Source organism: Acidovorax sp. T1 (assembly GCF_002176815.1).
In the GTDB taxonomy this organism is placed as follows: domain Bacteria; phylum Pseudomonadota; class Gammaproteobacteria; order Burkholderiales; family Burkholderiaceae_C; genus Acidovorax.
The window spans coordinates 1713272-1732162 of sequence record NZ_CP021648.1; the positions used below are offsets into that span (position 1 = coordinate 1713272).

Consider the following 18891-nt stretch of genomic DNA (forward strand, 5'->3'; position numbering starts at 1 on the left):
GGGCGCGAATGTGCCCAATAATCCATCACGAATCTCGCTCGACCGATGCCGTGCTGCGGCTCAGGCTGGGGGGCACATTGCTGCCCGCGCGCCGCGCGCGGAACAGGGCGGCGCGCATGAGGAAGATGTTGGTCACGGGCACCGTGATGGCCACGAACAGCGCGATCAGCAGGGCGTGCAGTGCCAGGCCCTCTCCTTGCAGGGAAAAGTACACGATGGTGCCGTGCATGATGCACCAGCAGCCCATGGTGGCAATGATGGATGGTGCGTGCACGCGCTCGAAATAGGTTTTCAGGCGCAGCAACCCCCACGAGCCCAGCAGCGCAATCGCCGCTCCCGCCAGCACCAGCACTGCAATGGTGATTTCTGCCCACAGCGGCAGCGCAGCGTCGGTCATTCGATCACCTCGCCGCGCAGCAGAAATTTGGCCATGGCCGTGGTGCCCACGAAGCTGAACAGCGCGATCAGCAGCGCCCCCTCAAAATACGCGCTGCTGCCATAGTGAATGCCCAGCACCAGCGCCAGCAGCATGCCGTTGAGGTACATGCAGTCGAGTGCCAGCACGCGGTCTTGTGCCGAGGGGCCCTTGAGCAGCCGCACCAGGGCAAACACCATGGCCAGCACCAGCATGCACAGGGCAATGGGCAGCGCCCAGGAAAGAACGGGGTGGTTCATTCAAAAATCTCCATCAACGGCCGCTCGTAGCACTGCTTGACGTGGTCGATCAGTGTCTGCGGGTCGTCCACCTCCAGTGCGTGCAGCATCAGCATGGAGCGGTCCAGCGAGAGCTCGGCCCAGGCCGTGCCGGGGGTGATGCAGACAATCATGGCCAGCACGGCCAGCGCATTGGGGTCGCGCAGTTCGAGCGGAATAAGCACAAAGTTGGCGCCATGGCGCGGTGGCCGTGGAGAAAGCAGCAGGCGCGCCACGGCAATGTTTGATGCCACCGTGTCGGCCATCACAGTGAAGCCCAGCCGCAGCACGGTGCCGGGGCGGCGGATGCGCACCGGCAACGGCCGCAGCCCGCGCGTGAACAGCGGAATCAGCCAAGCCAGCAACAGCGCCAGCACCAGGTTGCCGGGGCTGAGCGACTGGTTGAGCAGCAGCCACAGCAAGAACAGTGCAACCGACAGCAGAGGGGCGGGCAACAGGCGCTTCATGGGGCCTCCTGGGGCCGATTGGCACGGTCCGGTGTGACTGGGCCGGGAACGGGCTTTGCTTGCATCACGGCGCGGATGTAGGTGCCCGGCGAGTGCAGGGCGTCGGCCGTGGCCTGGGTGAACCGCATCACGGGCCCGGCCATCACGGTCAGTGCAATGCACAGGGCCAGCAGGGCGGCGATGGGCAGGCCCTCCAGCACACGCAGCTGTGGTGCAACGCGTTCATGGGTGGCCCAGAAATGGCGGATGCCGGCCCGCGAGAGGGCAATGAGCGCCAGCAGGCCGGTGGCAATCATCAGGGCAAACAGTATCCAACCCGGCGCGCCCGGCTGCGTTCCTGCCGAAGAGGCCAGGCCCAGCGGGTTGAGCAGGGCGCTGAGCATGGCGAACTTGCCGACAAAGCCCGACAGCGGTGGCAGGCCGGCAATCACCAGCGTGCAGACAAGAAAGGCCAGGCCCAGCAGGGCGGCGGCGGCGGGGATCACACGGCCGATCAGCACTTCTTCGTCCTCGTCGAGGTTCAGCCCCTCGGTGGGAACCAGCTCGGCGTTGAGGAAGGGGGCGTTGTCGCTTCGCTCGAACGGCGCGTAGCTGGCGCCGTCGTTGCGCCAGCGGTCAATGAGGTCAGCAGTCAGGAACAGGGCGCTTACGGCCAGCGTGGAACTGGGCAGGTAGTACAGCAGCCCGGCCGTGAGCAGGTTCTGGCCAAAGCCCGCCGCGGCCAGCAGGGTGCCGGACGACAGGATGGCCGCAAACCCGGCCAGGTGCGTCAGGCGCTGCGAGCCCAGCATGCCCACGGCACCAAAGCCCATGGTCAGCATGCCGCCGACGATCAGCCACAGGCTGCCGAACAGGGCCGAGGCGCCGGCCTCGCTACTGAACAACAGCGTCCACAGCCGCAGGATGGTGTAGATGCCCACCTTGGTCATCAGAGCAAACAGCGCGCCCACCGGCGCTGTGGCGGCGCTGTAGGCCGGCACGAGCCAGAAGTTGAGCGGCCACACGGCGGCCTTGATGAGAAATGCCGTGGCCAGGATGGCGGCGGCCGCGTGCAGCAGGCCGCGGTCGGCCGCGGCCACCAGCGGAATGGTCTGCGCCAGATCGGCCATGTTCAGCGTGCCGGTGATGCCGTACAGCATCGACACGCCCACCAGGAACAGCGAGGACGCTGCCAGGTTGATGGCGATGTAGTGCAGCCCCGCCTGCACACGCGGCCGGCCCGAGCCATGCAGCAGCAGGCCGTAGGACGCGGCCAGCATGATCTCGAAGAACACGAAGAGGTTAAACAGATCGGCTGTGAGAAAGGCGCCCGCCAGGCCCATGAGCTGGAACTGGAACAGCGGATGGAAATGCACCCCCGCACGGTGCCAGCGGGCCCCCGCAAACACGATGGAGGCCAGGGCAACCACGCTGGTCAGCACCAGCATCATGGCCGAGAGACGGTCCAGGGCCAGCACGATGCCGAACGGCGCCTGCCAGTTGGCCGCCAGGTACACGCCCATGCTGCTGGTGGCACCGGGCTGGTCGGACCACAGCAACAGGGCCAGCGCCACCAGCAGCCCGAGCGCGGTGGACAGCACGCTGAGGGTGAGCTTCAGGCGCTGCTGCTCCTCCCGCATCAGCAGCATGAGTGCGGCCGTGAACAGGGGCAGGGCGATGGGTGCAAGCATCAGGTGCGGCATCAGTGCCGAGGTTGCTTGCACCACCAGTGCGGTCAGGCCTTCGGTCATGGGGCGGCCCCGGTGCGTGGCGCGGCGGCGCGGGCAGGGCGCCGAGCGTGCGGGGAATGCAGCAGTGTGCTCATGGCATCTCCTGCAGTTCGCGGGCGCTGCTGCCGTCCACATGGTCGGTGCCCGACATGCCGCGCGAGGCCAGCAGCACCACCAGGAACAGGGCCGTCATGGCAAAGCCGATCACGATGGCGGTGAGAACCAGCGCCTGCGGCATGGGGTCGGCATAGTGCGCCAGATCGTGCGGCAGGCCGGGCCGCAGCACCGGCTCCTTGTCGATCGCCAGGCCCAGGCGGCCCATGCTGAAGATGAACAGGTTGACGGCATACGACAGCAGCGACAGCCCCATGATGACCTGGAAGGTGCGTGGGCGCAGCAGCAGCCACACGCCCGAACCCGTGAGCACGCCGATGGCGATGACCAGAACGATTTCCATCAGCGGGTGGCCTCCTGTGGGGGTGTGTGGGCTGCATCGCGCTCGGCCGCTTCTTCGGCCAGGCGGGCGTGGTAGCGGTGGCCGCGCACCGATTGGTGGGCAATGGCCGTGAGGATGAGCAAGGTGGATCCCACCACCAGCGTGAACACGCCGATGTCAAAGAACATGGCGCTGGCGACATGGATATCTCCCAGCAGCGGCAACGTGAGGTGGAAGGTGTGGCTGGTGAGAAACGGGTAGCCCACCACGATCGCGCCGAGCCCCGTGGCCAGGGCGAACAGCAGGCCGGTGCCGATCCAGCGCCGGGGCAGCAGCGGCATATGGGCCTCGACCCAGTGCGTGCCCGAGATGATGTATTGCAGCAGCAGCGCCACCGCTACCACTAGCCCCGCCACAAAACCACCACCGGGCTCGTTGTGCCCGCGCATGAACAGGTAGAACGCCACCACGGTGGCAAAGGGCAGCAGCAGGCGCACCAGCACGGCCGGCACCATCAGGTAGCCCACGGCGGTGTCGGTGGCATGGCGTGGATTGAGCAGGTCGGTCTGCAGGTCGGCGGGCAAATTGCGCTGCTGCTCGGGCAGGTCCATCGTTTCACGCGCGGGGCGAAAGCGCCGCAGCAGCGCATACACGGTGAGGGCCACCACGCCCAGCACCACGATTTCGCCAAAGGTGTCGAAGCCGCGAAAATCCACCAGCATCACGTTGACCACGTTGGTGCCGCCGCCCTGGCTCAAGGCGTTTTCCAGGAAGAAGGTGGACGTACTGTCGGGAAAGGGGCGGCTCATCATGGCAAAGGCCAGCCAGGCCATGCCGCCGCCGGCTGCCAGCGCCAGCGCCATGTCGCGCTGGCGGCGCCAGCGGGTGGTGGCCTGCTCGGCAGAGGTGGCAATACGCAGGGTTTCGTCGCGTTTGGGCAACCAGCGCAGGCCCAGCAGGATGAGCACCGTGGTCACGATCTCGACCACGATCTGTGTCAGTGCCAGGTCGGGTGCCGAAAACCACAAAAAGGTGATGCAGGTGCAAAGCCCTGCTCCCCCCGCCAGTGTGAGCGCTGCCAGGCGGTGGTATTTGGCCTGCCAGGCGGCCGCCACCGCGCAGACCATGCCCACGGCCCAGAGCAGCACGAACGCGGGCGACAGCGGCAGCATGCTGCGCTGGCCCAGCTGCACACCCTGGCTCCACAGCGGCAAGGCGCCAGCGGCCAGCGCCGCGCTCACCAGCCACAGCATCTGCCACTGCAGACGCTGGGTGGACAGCATGCGCCGGCCGTTGCGCCCCATGTGCGTGAAAAGGGCCAGGCCCCCGTCAAACAGGCGCCGCCCCTGGATGTGGTGCATGAGCGGCGGCGCATCCACCTGGCCGGCGGAGCGCAGCGCCCGCAGCGCCAGATACAGCACGATGCCTCCGCCCAGGGCCAGCAGGCTCATGACGAAGGGCGTGTTGAAGCCGTGCCACACCGCGAGGCTGAAGGCCGGCAGCTCTCCGCCCACCACGGGCCTTGCCGCCGCATCCAGAAAGCGGCCCACGGACCACGCCGGCAGCGTGCCCACCACAAGGCAGGCCAGCACCAGCAATTCGACCGGCACGCGCATCCAGTGCGGTGGCTCGTGCGGCGTGCGAGGCAGGTCGGTAGCCGGTGGGCCAAAGAACACATCGACCGTGAAGCGCAGCGAATACGCCACGCTGAACATGCCCGCCACGGTGGCGGCAATGGGCAGCACGAAACCCACCAGCGGCGTGGCGTCCACAAACACCGTCTCGGCGAAGAACATCTCTTTGGACAGGAAACCGTTGAGCAGCGGCACGCCTGCCATCGCGGCGCTGGCCACCATGGCCAGCGTGGCAGTGACCGGCATCATGGTGCGCAGCCCGGACAGGCGCCGGATGTCGCGCGTGCCGCTTTCATGGTCCACGATGCCGGCGGCCATGAACAGCGACGCCTTGAAGGTGGCGTGGTTCATGATGTGAAAGACAGCGGCCACGGCGGCCAGCGGGCTGTTCAGGCCCAGCAGCAGGGTGATGAGGCCCAGATGCGAAATGGTCGAATAGGCGAGCAGGCCCTTGAGGTCGTTCTGGAACATCGCCGCATAACCGCCCACCAGCAGCGTGGCCAGGCCCGCGCCGCCCACCAGCCAGAACCAGGGCTCGGTGCCACCCATCACGGGCCACATGCGGGCCAGCAGAAACACCCCGGCCTTCACCATGGTGGCCGAGTGCAGATAGGCCGAAACGGGCGTGGGCGCGGCCATGGCATTGGGCAGCCAGAAGTGAAATGGAAACTGCGCGCTCTTGGTGAAGGCGCCCAGCAGCAGCAAAACAAGGGCCGTGAGGTACAGCGGATGGTTGCGCACCTGCTCGCCGGCTGCGAGCACATGATCGAGGTCGTAGCTGCCCACGATGTGGCCGATGACCAGCATGCCGCCCAGCAGGCACAGGCCGCCCGTGCCGGTCACGGTGAGCGCCATGCGTGCGCCGCGCCGTGCGTCGCGCCGGTGGTGCCAGTAGCCGATCAGCAGGAACGAGAACAGGCTGGTCAGCTCCCAGAAGAACGCCAGCTGGATGATGTTGCCCGCCAGCACCACACCGGTCATCGCGCCCATGAAAGCCAGAAAAAACGCGAAGAAGCGCGGCACCGGGTCGGCGGGCGACAGGTAGTAGCGCGCATACAGCACCACCAGTGCGCCGATGCCCAGCACCAGCATGCAGAACATCCAGGCAAAGCCATCCATGCGGATGACCAGGTTCAGCCCCAGTGCAGGCAGCCATTCGATCTCCTGGCGCAGCACGCCGCCGTTGGCGATCTGGGGAAAGTAGAGCGCGGTCTGCACGGTGCAGAACAGGGCAATCAGCCCCGCCACGGTCGATTCGGTGTTGCGGGCATTCGAAGGCAATACCGCAGCAAGGAAGCTGCCCATGAAGGGAAGAAGAATGAGGGTGATCAGGGGCATGCGCCAATAATTTTACGGGCCGGTCTGCTGCCGTCATGGGAAAAGACCATTCGGGCTCGGGCTTTTGCCCGCCGAGCGAGTGCCAAAAAGAAAACCCGCCGCAGCGGGCTTGGCGTGTGCCTGGAGCGCTTATTTTTTGGGAGCGCCTGGGGCAGCTGGCGTGGGAGCTGCAGTTGAGGCATTGAAACTGCGGCCATTCACCGTCATGCCTTCGGCAGAAAATTTGCTGGCGTTCGCGTCGCCCACACCGCGCACCCGCTGGATGAAGTCGTTCCAGTCCTTGAAAGCGCCTTGCTTGCGTTCATCAATGATCTTGCCGGACAGGCCTGGCCCGATACCCTTGATGCCGTCCAGCTCAGCGGCGGTGGCCTTGTTCACATCGACCGCTGCAAACGAGGCAGCGGCATACAGCATGGCAACAATGGCCAGAAATTTTTTCAGCATGAATGAACTCCTGATGGATGAAACGGCACGATGACGCCGCGCGGTCATCATAGCAATCACCCCCGACCTGCCTGCCCGGTTCAGAGCTCTTCCACCCGGCGCGCGGGGTAGCTGTCCCAGGTCTGGCAGCCCGGGCATTGCCAAAAATGCTGGCGGGCCTCGAAGCCGCAGGCCGCGCAGCGGTAGCGCGTGAGCGGCTTGACGGCATGGTCCAGTGCCCGCTGCACCTGGGGATGGAACTCTTCGTGCTCCAGTTTTTCTCCTGCCAGCCATTTGGCGGCCGCCACCAGGGATTTTTCCTTGTCCAGATGCCGGACATACCACTGCCGCGCTGTGGCTGGGGCCTGGGTATCGAGGGCCTGCAAGGCCACGATGCCTTCCAGAACATCCAGCGAAGGCGCCTCGGCGTAATGCGCTTGCAACAGTGCCTGCATCTCTGGCACCGTGCCCGCTGCGATGGCCGCCTCCACCATCAAGGGGGCGGCCAGGGGCAGCGCGACCGGAGACTGCCGGCTGAGTGCCTGCAGTGTGCCCAGGGCCGCACGACTGTCGCCCATCCGCTGCTGCAGCCGGGCGAGGTCGATGCGGGCGCGTGCTGCGTCGGGCGCCGTCTCCACGGCCTGGTTCAGCAAGGCCAGCGCGCCGGTGCGGTCGTCGTTGGCAATGCAGGTTTGCGCCTGTTCGCACAGGTAATGCGCCTGCCGGGTGCTGAAGTCTCCTTGCCGGGCATCGTGCATCTTGCGGGCAATGCCTGCCGCCTGGGGCCAGTCGCGCGAACGCTCGTAGATGGCCAGCAAGGCAAGCCGGGCCTGGCTCTCGAACGGTGTGCCTTCCAGCTGGCTCAGCGCCGCTTCGGCCCGGTCGAGCAGGCCGGCTTTCAGAAAGTCGAGCGCCAGCGCGTATTGGGCGCGCTCCCGGTCGGCGCGGGACAGGTCGCCGCGCGACAGCAGGTGTTCGTGCACCCGCACCGCACGGTCGTATTCGCCCCGGCGGCGAAACAGGTTGCCCAGGGCAAAGTGCAGTTCAGAGGTGTCGGGGTCGTTCTGTACCGCTTCGATGAAGGCATCGATGGCCTGGTCCTGCTGCTCGTTGAGCAGAAAGTTCAGCCCCTTGAAATAGGCCTTGGGGGCCCGGCGGTTTTCCGCACGCAGCTGGCGCAGGTCAAAGCGCGACGCCAGCCAGCCAAGCACAAAGGCCAGGGGCAAGCCCAGCAGGATCCAGCTGATATCAAATTCCATGAGGGGGCAGTATTTCGGCGGGGGATGGCGGGGCGGCAGGCGCGGGCGCTGCGGGTGTGGGCGACAGTTTTGCGGATACATCGGCGCGGCGCGCGGCCCGGCGGTGCTTCCACCAGCGGGGCACCATGCCCAGAACGCCCACCGCCAGGCCGGCAGCAAAGGCGGTCAGCACCACCAGCACCAACGGCGCCCGCCACTGCGTGCCAAAGAAAAAATGCACGGTGGCGTCTTGCTGGTTGTTCAGCGCAAACGCAAACAGCGTAAAAAAAATGGCTGCCTTGAGCAGCCACAGGAGGTATTTCATGGTGCTCCCCGGTGGTGGAAAGATTCTAAGAGCTTGGCCACAGAACCCGGACGCAGGAGTGCGTGGCGCAGGTCATTTGCTGGTCACGTTTGCTTGACGCCGCTGCTCGTTGTTTTTAAAACGCTGGCAGCTATCAAAATTGAAGCGACTATCTTCAAAGACCCTTTTCCAGCTCTGTCGTTCGCTGGTCCACGGCTTCCCGGAGGGCCTTTCCTGGTTTGAAATGCGGCACGCGCTTTTCTGGAATGGCTACCGCTTCACCGCTGCGCGGATTTCGACCCATGCGGGGTGGGCGGTGGTTCACCGAGAAACTGCCAAAGCCCCGGATTTCGATGCGGTGCCCGCGCACCAAGGCATCGCCCACGGCGTCCAGAATGGTCTTGACGGCGAATTCGGCATCGCGGTGGGTGAGTTGACCAAAGCGGGCGGCCAGTTCTTCAACAAGGTCTGAGCGGGTCATGGAGTCTTGGGGCATAGGCTTCTCAAAGAAAAGCGGGCGCACAAGGCGCCCGCTGTCTGACCGTTTAACGGGTCAGCGCTTTACTTTTCCGAGTTGTCCAGCTTGGCGCGCAGCAGGGCGCCCAGGCTGGTCGTGCCGGCGCTTTCGCGGCTCGACTGCTGGCTCAGGTTGGCCATGGCGCCTTGTTCGTCAGCCATGTCCTTTTGCTTGATCGACAGCTGGATGTTGCGGGTCTTGCGATCCACATTGACCACCACAGCGGTGACTTCGTCGCCTTCCTTGAGCACGTTGCGGGCATCTTCCACGCGGTCGCGGGAGATTTCCGAAGCGCGCAGGTAGCCCACGATGTCTTCGCCGAGGTCGATTTCAGCGCCACGGGCGTCCACGGTCTTGACCTTGCCGGTCACCGTCTGGCCCTTGTCGTTCACGGTCACGAAGGTGGTGAACGGGTCGCCGTCGAGCTGCTTGATACCGAGCGAGATGCGTTCGCGGTCCACGTCCACGGCCAGCACGATGGCTTCCACTTCCTGGCCCTTCTTGTAGTTGCGAACCGCGGCTTCGCCGGTTTCGTTCCACGAGAGGTCGGACAGGTGCACCAGGCCATCGATGCCGGCAGCCAGGCCCACGAACACGCCAAAGTCGGTGATCGACTTGATAGGACCCTTGACGCGGTCGCCGCGCTTGGTTTCCTGGGCGAATTCCTGCCATGGGTTGGCCTTGCACTGCTTCATGCCCAGGCTGATACGGCGCTTGTCTTCGTCGATTTCGAGGACCATGACTTCGACTTCGTCGCCCAGCGTGACCAGCTTGGAAGGAGCGATGTTCTTGTTGGTCCAGTCCATTTCAGACACGTGCACCAGGCCTTCGATGCCGGGTTCGAGTTCGACGAACGCGCCGTAGTCGGCAATGTTCGTGATCTTGCCGAACAGGCGGGTCGATTGCGGGTAGCGGCGGTTCACGCCCATCCATGGGTCGTCGCCCATTTGCTTCAGACCCAGCGAGACACGGTTCTTTTCGGTGTCGAACTTGAGGATCTTGGCCGTGATTTCCTGGCCAGCCGTCACCACTTCGGAGGGGTGACGCACGCGGCGCCATGCCATGTCGGTGATGTGCAGCAGGCCGTCGATGCCGCCCAGGTCCACGAACGCACCGTATTCGGTGATGTTCTTGACCACGCCTTGAACGATGGAGCCTTCCTTGAGGGTTTCCATCAGCTTGGCGCGCTCTTCGCCCATGGAGGCTTCGACCACAGCGCGGCGGCTCAGCACTACGTTGTTGCGCTTGCGATCGAGCTTGATGACCTTGAATTCCAGGGTCTTGTTTTCGTACGGCGTCAGATCCTTGATCGGACGGGTATCGATCAGCGAACCGGGCAGGAAGGCGCGGATGCCGTTGACCAGAACGGTCAGGCCGCCCTTGACCTTGCCGCTGGTCGTGCCAGTGACGAATTCGCCGGATTCCAGGGCCTTTTCCAGGCTCATCCAGGAAGCCAGACGCTTGGCGGTGTCGCGCGACAGGATGGTGTCGCCGTAGCCGTTTTCGATGGAGCCAATGGCCACCGAGACGAAGTCACCCACTTGGACTTCGACTTCGCCCTTGTCGTTCTTGAACTCTTCCAGCGGCACGTAGGCTTCGGACTTGAGGCCAGCGTTCACGACCACGAAGTTGTGCTCGACGCGCACGACTTCAGCGGTGATGACTTCGCCTGGGCGCATTTCCGTGCGCTGCAAGGATTCTTCAAAAAGGGCGGCAAAAGATTCGGACATGTGTTTCCTTGCCACAAACAGGATTCCGGCAGCACCGTTGCTGTCGTTTTTATAGCTGCTTGCGGTGGTTTTTGCGGTAGCACCGCGGGTTAGGTTATCGATCCAGGCAACCTGTGCGCTGGCGCGCGAGAAGGGTTGCATGGGCCTGTGGCAGCGCCTTTCGGCTTTGCCCGGGGGCCAAAATTTTAATAAGGGCCCCGCACGTTTCAGCCTTGCGCAGAGGCTGCGAAAGGCTGGCGCTCTTGCCACCAAGACAACACCTGATTGACGGCTTCATCAATCGTCAAGGTGGAGTTGTCCAGGACCAGAGCGTCTTGCGCGGGCTTGAGGGGTGCGACGCTGCGGGAAGTATCCTTTGCGTCGCGCGCTTCAAGATCTGCGCGAAGGTCTTCGATATTAGCCGAAAAACCCTTTGAAATCAATTGTTTGTAACGGCGCTCGGCGCGGCAGGCGGCGCTGGCCGTCAGATACACCTTCAAAGGGGCGTCCGGGAAGATCACGGTGCCCATGTCGCGGCCATCGGCTACCAGCCCTGGCAGGCGCCGAAAGCTGTGTTGCAGATCCACCAGAGCGGCGCGCACGGCCGGCAAGGCGGACACGCGGGACGCGTTCATGCCGGCTTCTTCGGTGCGGATGGCATCGGTCACGTCGTCGCTGCCGAGCCACACGCGGTCACTTTCAAAGCGCACGGGCAGGGTCTGGGCCATGGCGGCAATGCGCGCTTCGTGGTCCGCATCGATGGCCAGGCCAGCCCGCAATGCGGCCAGCGCGGTGATGCGGTACATGGCGCCAGAGTCCAGGAATCGGTACCCCAGCCGCTGCGCCACGGCCGCCGCCACCGTGCCCTTGCCCGAGGCGGTGGGGCCGTCGATGCAGATCACCGGAATGCGTGTGCTGGCAACCTGGGCCACCGAGAACAGGGCCTCGAAATAGTCCGGAAAGGTCTTGGCGACGCACTTCGGGTCCTCGATGCGCACGGGCAGGCCTGCCGGATTGAATGCCGCCAGCGAGAAGCACATGGCGACGCGGTGGTCGTCATAGGTGTGGATGCTGGCGGCTTTCCAATCTTCTCCGCGTGCCGGCGGGGTGATGCGGATGAAGTCCGCACCGTCCTCCACGGTGGCGCCCAGTTTGCGCAGCTCGGTCGCCATGGCGGCGATGCGGTCGGTTTCTTTCACGCGCCAGCTGGCAATGTTGCGCAGCGTGGTGGTGCCTTCGGCGTACAGCGCCATCACGGCCAATGTCATGGCGGCATCTGGAATGTGGTTGCAGTCCAGGTCGATGGCCTGGAGGGGCCATGCACTGCGTTCGATCTGCAGCCAGTTGGGGCCGCCCGTGACCACGGCGCCCATGGCGCGGGCTGCTTCGACAAAGCGGATGTCGCCCTGGATCGAATCCAGGCCGACGCCCTGAATTTTGATGCCTTTTTGGCCACTAGCGCTTGATGTTATTGCGCCAAGCGCTATGAAATAGCTAGCTGATGAGGCATCGGCCTCCACATGAATGCTGCCAGGCGACTGGTATTTGCTGCCGGCCGGGATGGTGAAACGTTGCCAGTTCTGGTGCGCGACCACGATGCCAAAGCGCGCCAGCAGCTGGAGGGTGATGGCGATGTAGGGTTGGGAGATCAGCTCGCCCACGACCTCGATCACGATGTCCTGCGTGGCCGCCAGCGGCAGTGCCATGAGCAGGGCGGTGAGGAACTGGCTGGACACATCGCCGCGCACCCGGATCGGTGCGGCCAGCGCCAATGCCGGAACGCCTTGGGCGTGCGCGATGCGCAGCGGCGGGTAGCCGTCGTTGCCCAGGTAGTCGATCTGGCAACCGAGCTGGCGCAGCGCATCGACCAGGTCGCCAATCGGGCGCTCGTGCATGCGCGGCACGCCGGACAGCTCGAATTCGCCGCCCAGCAGCGCCAGCGCCGCCGTCAGCGGGCGCATGGCGGTGCCGGCGTTGCCCATGAACAATTGAGTGGGCGATTGGGGGGCGCGTCCACCCAGGCCGGTGATGCGCACGGTGTTGCCACCCGTTTCATCCACCGTGCAGCCGATCTGGCGCAGGGCGTCCAGCATGACCCGGGTGTCGTCGGAGGCCAGCAGGTCGTGCACGGTGGTGGTGCCGGCGCTCAGGGCTGCCAGCAGCAGCACGCGGTTGGAGATGCTCTTGGAGCCGGGCAGGTGGACTTCGCCGGACGCGGCTTGCAGGGGCGGCAGATCCAAGAATGCGGTGCTGTACATCGGTGTGGTTTTTCGGTTGGGCCCATGGTGTGTGCGCCGGCGTGTTCTTGGCCAGTGCCACCGTGGAGCTGGCTTTGCCAGGCCACGGGTGGCGTTCCCTTGGGGGAAGGCGCCGCAGGCGACTCAGGGGGTTATTTTCTCTTGGCGCCCATGCGCCAGTGGGCACGGGTTTCGCTGGCCAAGGTGAGCATGTCTTCAAGGCGCTGTGCATCGCCGTTTTCCATGGCCTGCTCAAAGCTGTGCAGGGCCTGCTGGAAGAGGCGTGACTGGGCAAGCAATTCTTCGCGGTTGGACAGCAGGATGTCGCGCCACATCTTGGGGTCGCTGGCAGCGATGCGGGTGAAGTCGCGAAAGCCCGGGCCCGCCAGCGACAGGAAATCGTCGCCGTTCGATTGACCGGTGATGCTGTTCATCATGGCAAACGCCAGCAGGTGCGGCAGGTGGCTGACTGCGGCAAAGGCCGCATCGTGCGATTCAGGCGACATGCTGCTCACCCGGCAACCCAGCGCCGTCCACACCGCCTCGGCTTTTTGCAGCTGCGCTGTGAGCGTTCGCTCGATGGGGGTGAGGATGACCTGGCGGCCGCTGTACAGCTCGGCATCGGCGTGTTCCACGCCCGATACTTCGCGCCCGGTGATCGGGTGCGCGGGCACGAACGAGCCCAGCTGGTCGCGCAGCGAGCGCCGGGCCGCCTGCACCACGTCGGCCTTGGTGGAGCCCACGTCCATCACCAGCATCTGCGGCGTGACGAGGTGCTTGATGGCCTTGAGCGTGGCTTCCGTGGCCGCAACCGGCACGGCCAGCAGCACAATGTCGGCCCCCGCCACGGCCAGCAGGGCCGAAGGGGCCTCGACATCGATCACGCCCAGCTGGCGGGCACGGTCGGTGGTGGAGGGGGATTTGCTGTAGCCGACCACACGTTTGACGAGGCCGGCTTTTTTCATTGCCAGCGCAAAAGAGCCTCCCATGAGGCCGCAACCGATCAGTCCGAGTTGTTCAAACATGCCGGCTCCTCAGGCTGAGACCGGGTAGGTTCCCAGCACCTTGTAGAACGCACACAGGCTGCGCAATTCTTCCAGTGCCCGTGCGACATGGGGCTGGGCGGGATGGCCGTCGAGGTCGATGTAGAAGTAATACTCCCACTGGCCGGTGCGGGCAGGGCGCGATTCAAAGCGTGTCATCGAGACGCCATGGGTCTTGAGCGGCATCAGCAGGTCGTGCACGGCGCCGGGCCGGTTGGGGACGGACACGATGAGGCTGGTGCAGTCCTTGCCCGAGGGCGGCGGTGTCTGCAGCGTGTGGGGCAGGCAGATGATGGCGAACCGCGTGCGGTTGTAGGCATCGTCCTGGATGGCATGGGCCACGATGTGCAGGCCGAACTGCTGGGCTGCGCGCTCGCTGGAAAGGGCTGCCCAGGCCGGGTTGGTGGCGGCCAGCCGCGCGCCTTCGGCATTGCTGGAGACGGGGCGGCGCTCGGCGTGGGGCAAGTGCTTGGTCAGCCAGGCCTGGCACTGCGCAAGGGCTTGGGGGTGGGCCAGCACGGCTTCGATGCCATCCAGCGAGTTGCTCTGGCGCAGCAGGTTGTGCCGGATCAGCAAGCTGACTTCGCCCACCACATGGGTGGGCGTGTGCAGGAACATATCGAGCGAGCGGGTGACCACGCCTTCTGTGGAGTTTTCTACGCCCACCACGCCATACTGCGCGCTGCCCGCCGCCGTGGCGTGAAACACCTCGTCGAAATTGGCGCAGTACATCAGGTCGGCGGCGCCGCCGAAAAATTCAATCGCTGCCTGCTCGCAGAACGTGCCTTCCGGGCCCAGCACGGCCACGCGCTGGGGCGATTCGAGCGCCAGGCAGGCCGACATGATTTCGCGCCAGATGGCCGCCACATGGGCGCCCTTGAGCGGTCCGGGGTTGGCGGTCTGGATCTTTTCGATCACCTGCGCCACGCGATCGGGGCGGAAGAACGGTGTGCCTTCGCGCTTTTTGACTTCGCCCACCCGCTCGGCCACCAGCGCGCGCTGGTTCAGCAGTGTCAGCAGTTGCTGGTCGATGTTGTCGATCTGCACGCGCAGGCTGGCGAGGTTGGGGGAGGCTTGCGGATGGTTCATGAATGGCTGTGGCGTTCGCGGAGCGTGCGGCTGAACGGGCGTTCAGGCGTTTTTTTGTTCAAATTCTCGCAGGTAGTCCACCAGCGCCTGCACACCTGCCAGGGGCATGGCGTTGTAGATGCTGGCGCGCATGCCGCCGACCGACTTGTGGCCCTTGAGTTGCAGCAGTCCACGCTCCTTGGCGCCCGCCAGGAAGGCCTCGTTGCGGCTTTCGTCGCGCAGGAAAAACGGCACGTTCATGCGCGAGCGGCAGTTGGCCGCCACCTTGTTGACATAGAACTGCGACTGGTCAATGGCGTCGTACAGCAGCCGGGCCTTGGCGATGTTGCGCTGCTCCATCGCCGCCACGCCGCTGTGGCTGCCCTCGCGCTGGCGCTTGAGCCACTGGAAGGTCAGACCCGCCACGTAGATGCCCCAGGTGGGCGGCGTGTTGTACATGGAATGGTTGTCGGCCACGGTTTTGTAGTCGAACGCGCTGGGGCAGGCCGGCAGGGCGTGGCCCAGCAGGTCTTCGCGCACCACCACCAGCGTCAGGCCTGCGGGCCCCAGGTTTTTCTGGGCACCGCCAAAGGCCAGGCCGACGCGCGACCAGTCCACGGGGCGCGAAGCCACATGGGACGAAAAATCGATCACCAGCGGGGCGTCGCTGCCCAGCGCCTTCAGGTCGGGCAACTGGTGGAACTCGATGCCGTTGATGGTTTCGTTGCTGCAGATATGCAGATAGCTTGCCCCCCGGCTGACCGTCCAGCCCGCAGGATCGGGCAGGGTGGTGAAGCCGCTGTCTTCACCGGACGCGATCACGTTGACTTCGGATGCATATTTGCGCGCTTCTTTTTGCGACTTCTGGCTCCAACTGCCGGTCACCACGAAATCGACGGCCCCGGCGCGCGACAGGTTCAGCGGCACGATGGCGTTTTCTGCCAGGCCGCCACCCTGCATGAACAGGATCTTGAAGTTGGCGGGCACCGCCAGCAACTCGCGCAGGTCGGACTCCGCTTGTTCGTAAATGGATACGAACTCCTTGCCCCGGTGGCTCATTTCCATCACGCCCATGCCGCTGCCCTGCCAGTCCAGCATTTCGGCCGCAGCCTGTTCCAGGACTTCGGTGGGAATGGCGGCCGGGCCGGCCGAGAAGTTGTACGGGCGTGTCATCGAGTTTTGATAAAAAAGGCCGCTAGCGCTTACTGGATAAGCGCGAGCAGCTTCGTTTTTAATAGCGCTGGTGGCGTGCGAATCGTGCGAATTGTGCGATACGGGGGGGATCAAGCGTCTGGCGTATCCGGGGTTTCGGGCGCAGCGGTTGCGCCACTGTCCGTGCCCGATTCACCATTGGCTTGCTCGTCGGCCATGTTCGCATCGTTTTCGACAATGCGCTGCAGGCCGCTGAGCTTGGAGCCTTCGTCCAGGGCAATCAGTGTGACGCCCTGTGTGGCACGGCCCAGTTCGCGGATCTCCGAGACGCGGGTGCGCACCAGCACGCCCTTGTCGGTAATCAGCATGATCTCGTCGTCGGCATGCACCAGTGTGGCGGCCACCACCTTGCCGTTGCGCTCGCTCTGCTGGATGGCAATCATGCCCTTGGTGCCGCGGCCATGGCGGGTGTATTCGGTGATGCTGGTGCGCTTGCCGTAGCCGTTTTCTGTAGCGGTCAACACGCTTTGGGTTTCGTCTTCAGCCACCAGCATGGCGATCACGCTCTGGCCTTCCTCCAGCATCATGCCGCGCACACCACGCGCAGCGCGCCCCAGTGGCCGCACGTCGTTTTCATCAAAGCGCACGGCCTTGCCGCCGTCGCTGAACAGCATCACGTCATGCTTGCCGTCGGTGAGGGCTGCGCCAATCAGGTAGTCGCCGTCGTCCAGGTTCACGGCAATGATGCCGCCCTTGCGCGGGTGGCTGAACTCGTCGAGCGCCGTCTTTTTCACGGTGCCCATGCTGGTGGCCATGAACACGTAGCGGTCGGCCGGGAAGGTGCGCATGTCGCCGGTGAGGGCCAGCACCACGTTGATCTTCTCGCCCTCTTGCAGCGGGAACATATTGACGATGGGGCGGCCGCGCGAGCCGCGCGAACCCGCAGGCACTTCCCACACCTTGAGCCAATACAGGCGGCCGCGGTTGGAGAAGCACAGGATGTAGTCGTGCGTGTTGGCGATGAAGAGCTGGTCGATCCAGTCGTCTTCCTTGGTGGCCGTGGCCTGCTTGCCGCGCCCGCCACGCTTTTGCGCGCGGTATTCGGAGAGCGGCTGGCTCTTGATGTAGCCGGTGTGAGACAGCGTAACCACCATGTCGGTGGGCGTGATCAGGTCTTCGGTGGAGAGGTCCTGGGCGCTGTACTCCACCACGCTGCGGCGTGCGCCCAGCTTGTGCTGGCCGAATTCCTGCTTGATGGCGGTAAGTTCGTCGCCAATGATGACCGATACGCGCTCGGGCTTGGCCAGAATGTCCAGCAGATCTTCAATGACCGCCATGACTTCCTTGTACTCGGCCACGATCTTGTCCTGCTCCAGACCGGTCAGGCGCTGCAGGCGCATCTGCAAGATTTCCTGGGCCTGCGTGTCCGACAGGCGGTACAGGCCGTCCTGGCCCATGCCGAATTCCTTTTCCAGGCCCTCGGGGCGGTAGTCGTCGGCGTTGATCACGCCGCCGTCGGCGCGCGTGCGCGTGAGCATCTCGCGCACCAGCTTGCTGTCCCAGGAGCGCGTCATCAGTTCGGCCTTGGCCACGGGTGGCGTGGGTGACTCGCGGATGATGCGGATGAAATCGTCAATATTCCCCAAGGCGATGGCCAGGCCTTCGAGTACATGGCCGCGGTCGCGCGCCTTGCGCAGCTCGAACACGGTGCGGCGGGTCACCACTTCGCGGCGGTGCTGCAGGAAGACGCTGATCAGGTCCTTGAGATTGCACAGGCGCGGCTGACCGTCGATCAGCGCCACCATGTTCATGCCAAAGGTGTCCTGCAACTGCGTTTGCTTGTACAGGTTGTTCAGCACCACTTCAGGCACTTCACCGCGCTTGAGTTCGATCACCAGGCGCATGCCCGACTTGTCGGATTCGTCCTGAATGTGGCTGATGCCTTCGATCTTCTTCTCATGCACCAGTTCGGCCATGCGCTCCTGCAGCGTCTTCTTATTGACCTGGTAGGGCAGCTCGTCCACGATGATGGACTGGCGCTGGCCACGGTCAATGTCCTCGAAGTGGCAGCGCGCACGCATCACCACCTTGCCGCGGCCGGTGCGGTAGCCGTCTTTCACGCCATTGATGCCGTAGATGATGCCGGCCGTTGGGAAATCGGGCGCCGGAATGATCTCCATCAACTCGTCGATGGTGGTTTCCGGGTTGCGCAGCATGTGCAGGCAGGCATCCACCACTTCATTGAGGTTGTGGGGCGGGATGTTGGTGGCCATGCCCACCGCAATACCGGCCGAGCCATTGACCAGCAAATTGGGCAACTTGCTGGGCAATACCAATGGTTCTTTTTCGCTGCCGTCGTAATTGGGGCCGAAATCAACCGTTTCCTTGTCAATATCGCCGAGCATCTCGTGCGCGATTTTCGCCAGGCGGATTTCGGTGTACCGCATGGCGGCGGCACTGTCGCCATCCACCGAACCGAAGTTGCCCTGGCCGTCCACCAACATATGGCGCAGTGAGAAATCCTGGGCCATGCGCACGATGGTGTCGTACACCGCCGAGTCGCCGTGCGGGTGGTATTTACCAATCACGTCGCCCACAATGCGGGCCGACTTCTTGTAAGGACGGTTCCAGTCGTTGTTGAGCTCATGCATGGCAAAGAGCACGCGTCGGTGGACTGGCTTGAGGCCATCCCGCGCATCGGGCAAGGCCCGCCCCACGATCACGCTCATGGCGTAGTCGAGATAGCTGCGCCGCATCTCCTCTTCAAGGCTGATGGGCAGGGTTTCTTTGGCAAACTGGGTCATTGGGGGCGGCGGTGACAGCAAAGGAGAGCCATTTTAGGGGTAAGTGCATGTAGCGGCTTAGCAACACATCGTGGCAATTGCGCTTTTGTCCTACGGAACCTTAACTGCCGCACCCTCAC

At 64.4% G+C, this 18891-nt stretch carries 16 protein-coding genes; all 16 read right to left on the reverse strand.

Features of this window, described 5'->3' with window-relative positions; all coding sequences use genetic code 11:
- Positions 1-25: 25 nt before the first annotated feature.
- Positions 26-397 (reverse strand): monovalent cation/H(+) antiporter subunit G, encoded by a 372-nt coding sequence (locus CCX87_RS08070; protein ID WP_087745351.1) that lies wholly within the window; start codon positions 395-397, stop codon positions 26-28.
- Positions 394-675, reverse strand: a complete 282-nt coding sequence (locus CCX87_RS08075) for a K+/H+ antiporter subunit F (RefSeq protein WP_087745353.1) — start codon at positions 673-675, stop codon at positions 394-396. Before CCX87_RS08075 ends, CCX87_RS08070 begins: the two co-directional genes overlap by 4 nt.
- Complete coding sequence (locus tag CCX87_RS08080) at positions 672-1160, reverse strand: Na+/H+ antiporter subunit E (RefSeq protein WP_087745355.1); 489 nt, start codon at positions 1158-1160, stop codon at positions 672-674. Before CCX87_RS08080 ends, CCX87_RS08075 begins: the two co-directional genes overlap by 4 nt.
- Entirely contained in the window at positions 1157-2890 is a 1734-nt protein-coding gene (locus CCX87_RS08085) for a monovalent cation/H+ antiporter subunit D (protein ID WP_087745357.1), read from the reverse strand. Before CCX87_RS08085 ends, CCX87_RS08080 begins: the two co-directional genes overlap by 4 nt.
- 70 nt (positions 2891-2960) lie before the next feature.
- A complete protein-coding gene (locus CCX87_RS08090; protein WP_087745359.1) occupies positions 2961-3326 on the reverse strand; it encodes a Na+/H+ antiporter subunit C in 366 nt (121 codons plus the stop codon).
- Positions 3326-6277 carry a monovalent cation/H+ antiporter subunit A gene (locus CCX87_RS08095; protein WP_087745361.1) on the reverse strand — a complete coding sequence of 984 codons (2952 nt, stop codon included), beginning with the start codon at positions 6275-6277 and terminating at the stop codon, positions 3326-3328. The genes CCX87_RS08090 and CCX87_RS08095 overlap by 1 nt, the downstream gene beginning before the upstream one ends.
- A gap of 129 nt (positions 6278-6406) precedes the next feature.
- Positions 6407-6721 (reverse strand): ComEA family DNA-binding protein, encoded by a 315-nt coding sequence (locus tag CCX87_RS08100; protein WP_087745363.1) that lies wholly within the window; start codon positions 6719-6721, stop codon positions 6407-6409.
- A gap of 80 nt (positions 6722-6801) precedes the next feature.
- Positions 6802-7959 carry a lipopolysaccharide assembly protein LapB gene (lapB, locus tag CCX87_RS08105; RefSeq protein WP_087745364.1) on the reverse strand — a complete coding sequence of 386 codons (1158 nt, stop codon included), beginning with the start codon at positions 7957-7959 and terminating at the stop codon, positions 6802-6804.
- On the reverse strand, positions 7949-8263 hold the full coding sequence (locus tag CCX87_RS08110; RefSeq protein WP_087745366.1) for a LapA family protein: 315 nt from the start codon (positions 8261-8263) through the stop codon (positions 7949-7951). Before CCX87_RS08110 ends, lapB begins: the two co-directional genes overlap by 11 nt.
- Positions 8264-8417: 154 nt before the next feature.
- The gene (locus CCX87_RS08115) at positions 8418-8765 is read right to left on the reverse strand and encodes an integration host factor subunit beta (protein WP_255378694.1); all 348 of its coding nucleotides are present in this window, start codon (positions 8763-8765) and stop codon (positions 8418-8420) included.
- A 38-nt stretch (positions 8766-8803) separates the two neighbouring features.
- Positions 8804-10630 (reverse strand): 30S ribosomal protein S1, encoded by a 1827-nt coding sequence (gene rpsA / locus CCX87_RS08120; protein WP_255378693.1) that lies wholly within the window; start codon positions 10628-10630, stop codon positions 8804-8806.
- Positions 10631-10695: 65 nt separating this feature from the next.
- Positions 10696-12726 (reverse strand): bifunctional 3-phosphoshikimate 1-carboxyvinyltransferase/cytidylate kinase, encoded by a 2031-nt coding sequence (locus CCX87_RS08125; protein WP_087745372.1) that lies wholly within the window; start codon positions 12724-12726, stop codon positions 10696-10698.
- A 131-nt stretch (positions 12727-12857) separates the two neighbouring features.
- Positions 12858-13730, reverse strand: coding sequence for a prephenate dehydrogenase (locus CCX87_RS08130; RefSeq protein WP_087745375.1), 873 nt, complete (start codon positions 13728-13730; stop codon positions 12858-12860).
- A 9-nt stretch (positions 13731-13739) separates the two neighbouring features.
- On the reverse strand, positions 13740-14837 hold the full coding sequence (gene pheA / locus CCX87_RS08135; protein ID WP_087745377.1) for a prephenate dehydratase: 1098 nt from the start codon (positions 14835-14837) through the stop codon (positions 13740-13742).
- Between the two features lie 42 nt (positions 14838-14879).
- Entirely contained in the window at positions 14880-15989 is a 1110-nt protein-coding gene (gene serC, locus CCX87_RS08140; protein ID WP_087745379.1) for a 3-phosphoserine/phosphohydroxythreonine transaminase, read from the reverse strand.
- 110 nt (positions 15990-16099) lie between these two features.
- The gene (gene gyrA / locus CCX87_RS08145; protein ID WP_087745381.1) at positions 16100-18772 is read right to left on the reverse strand and encodes a DNA gyrase subunit A; all 2673 of its coding nucleotides are present in this window, start codon (positions 18770-18772) and stop codon (positions 16100-16102) included.
- Positions 18773-18891 lie beyond the last annotated feature (119 nt).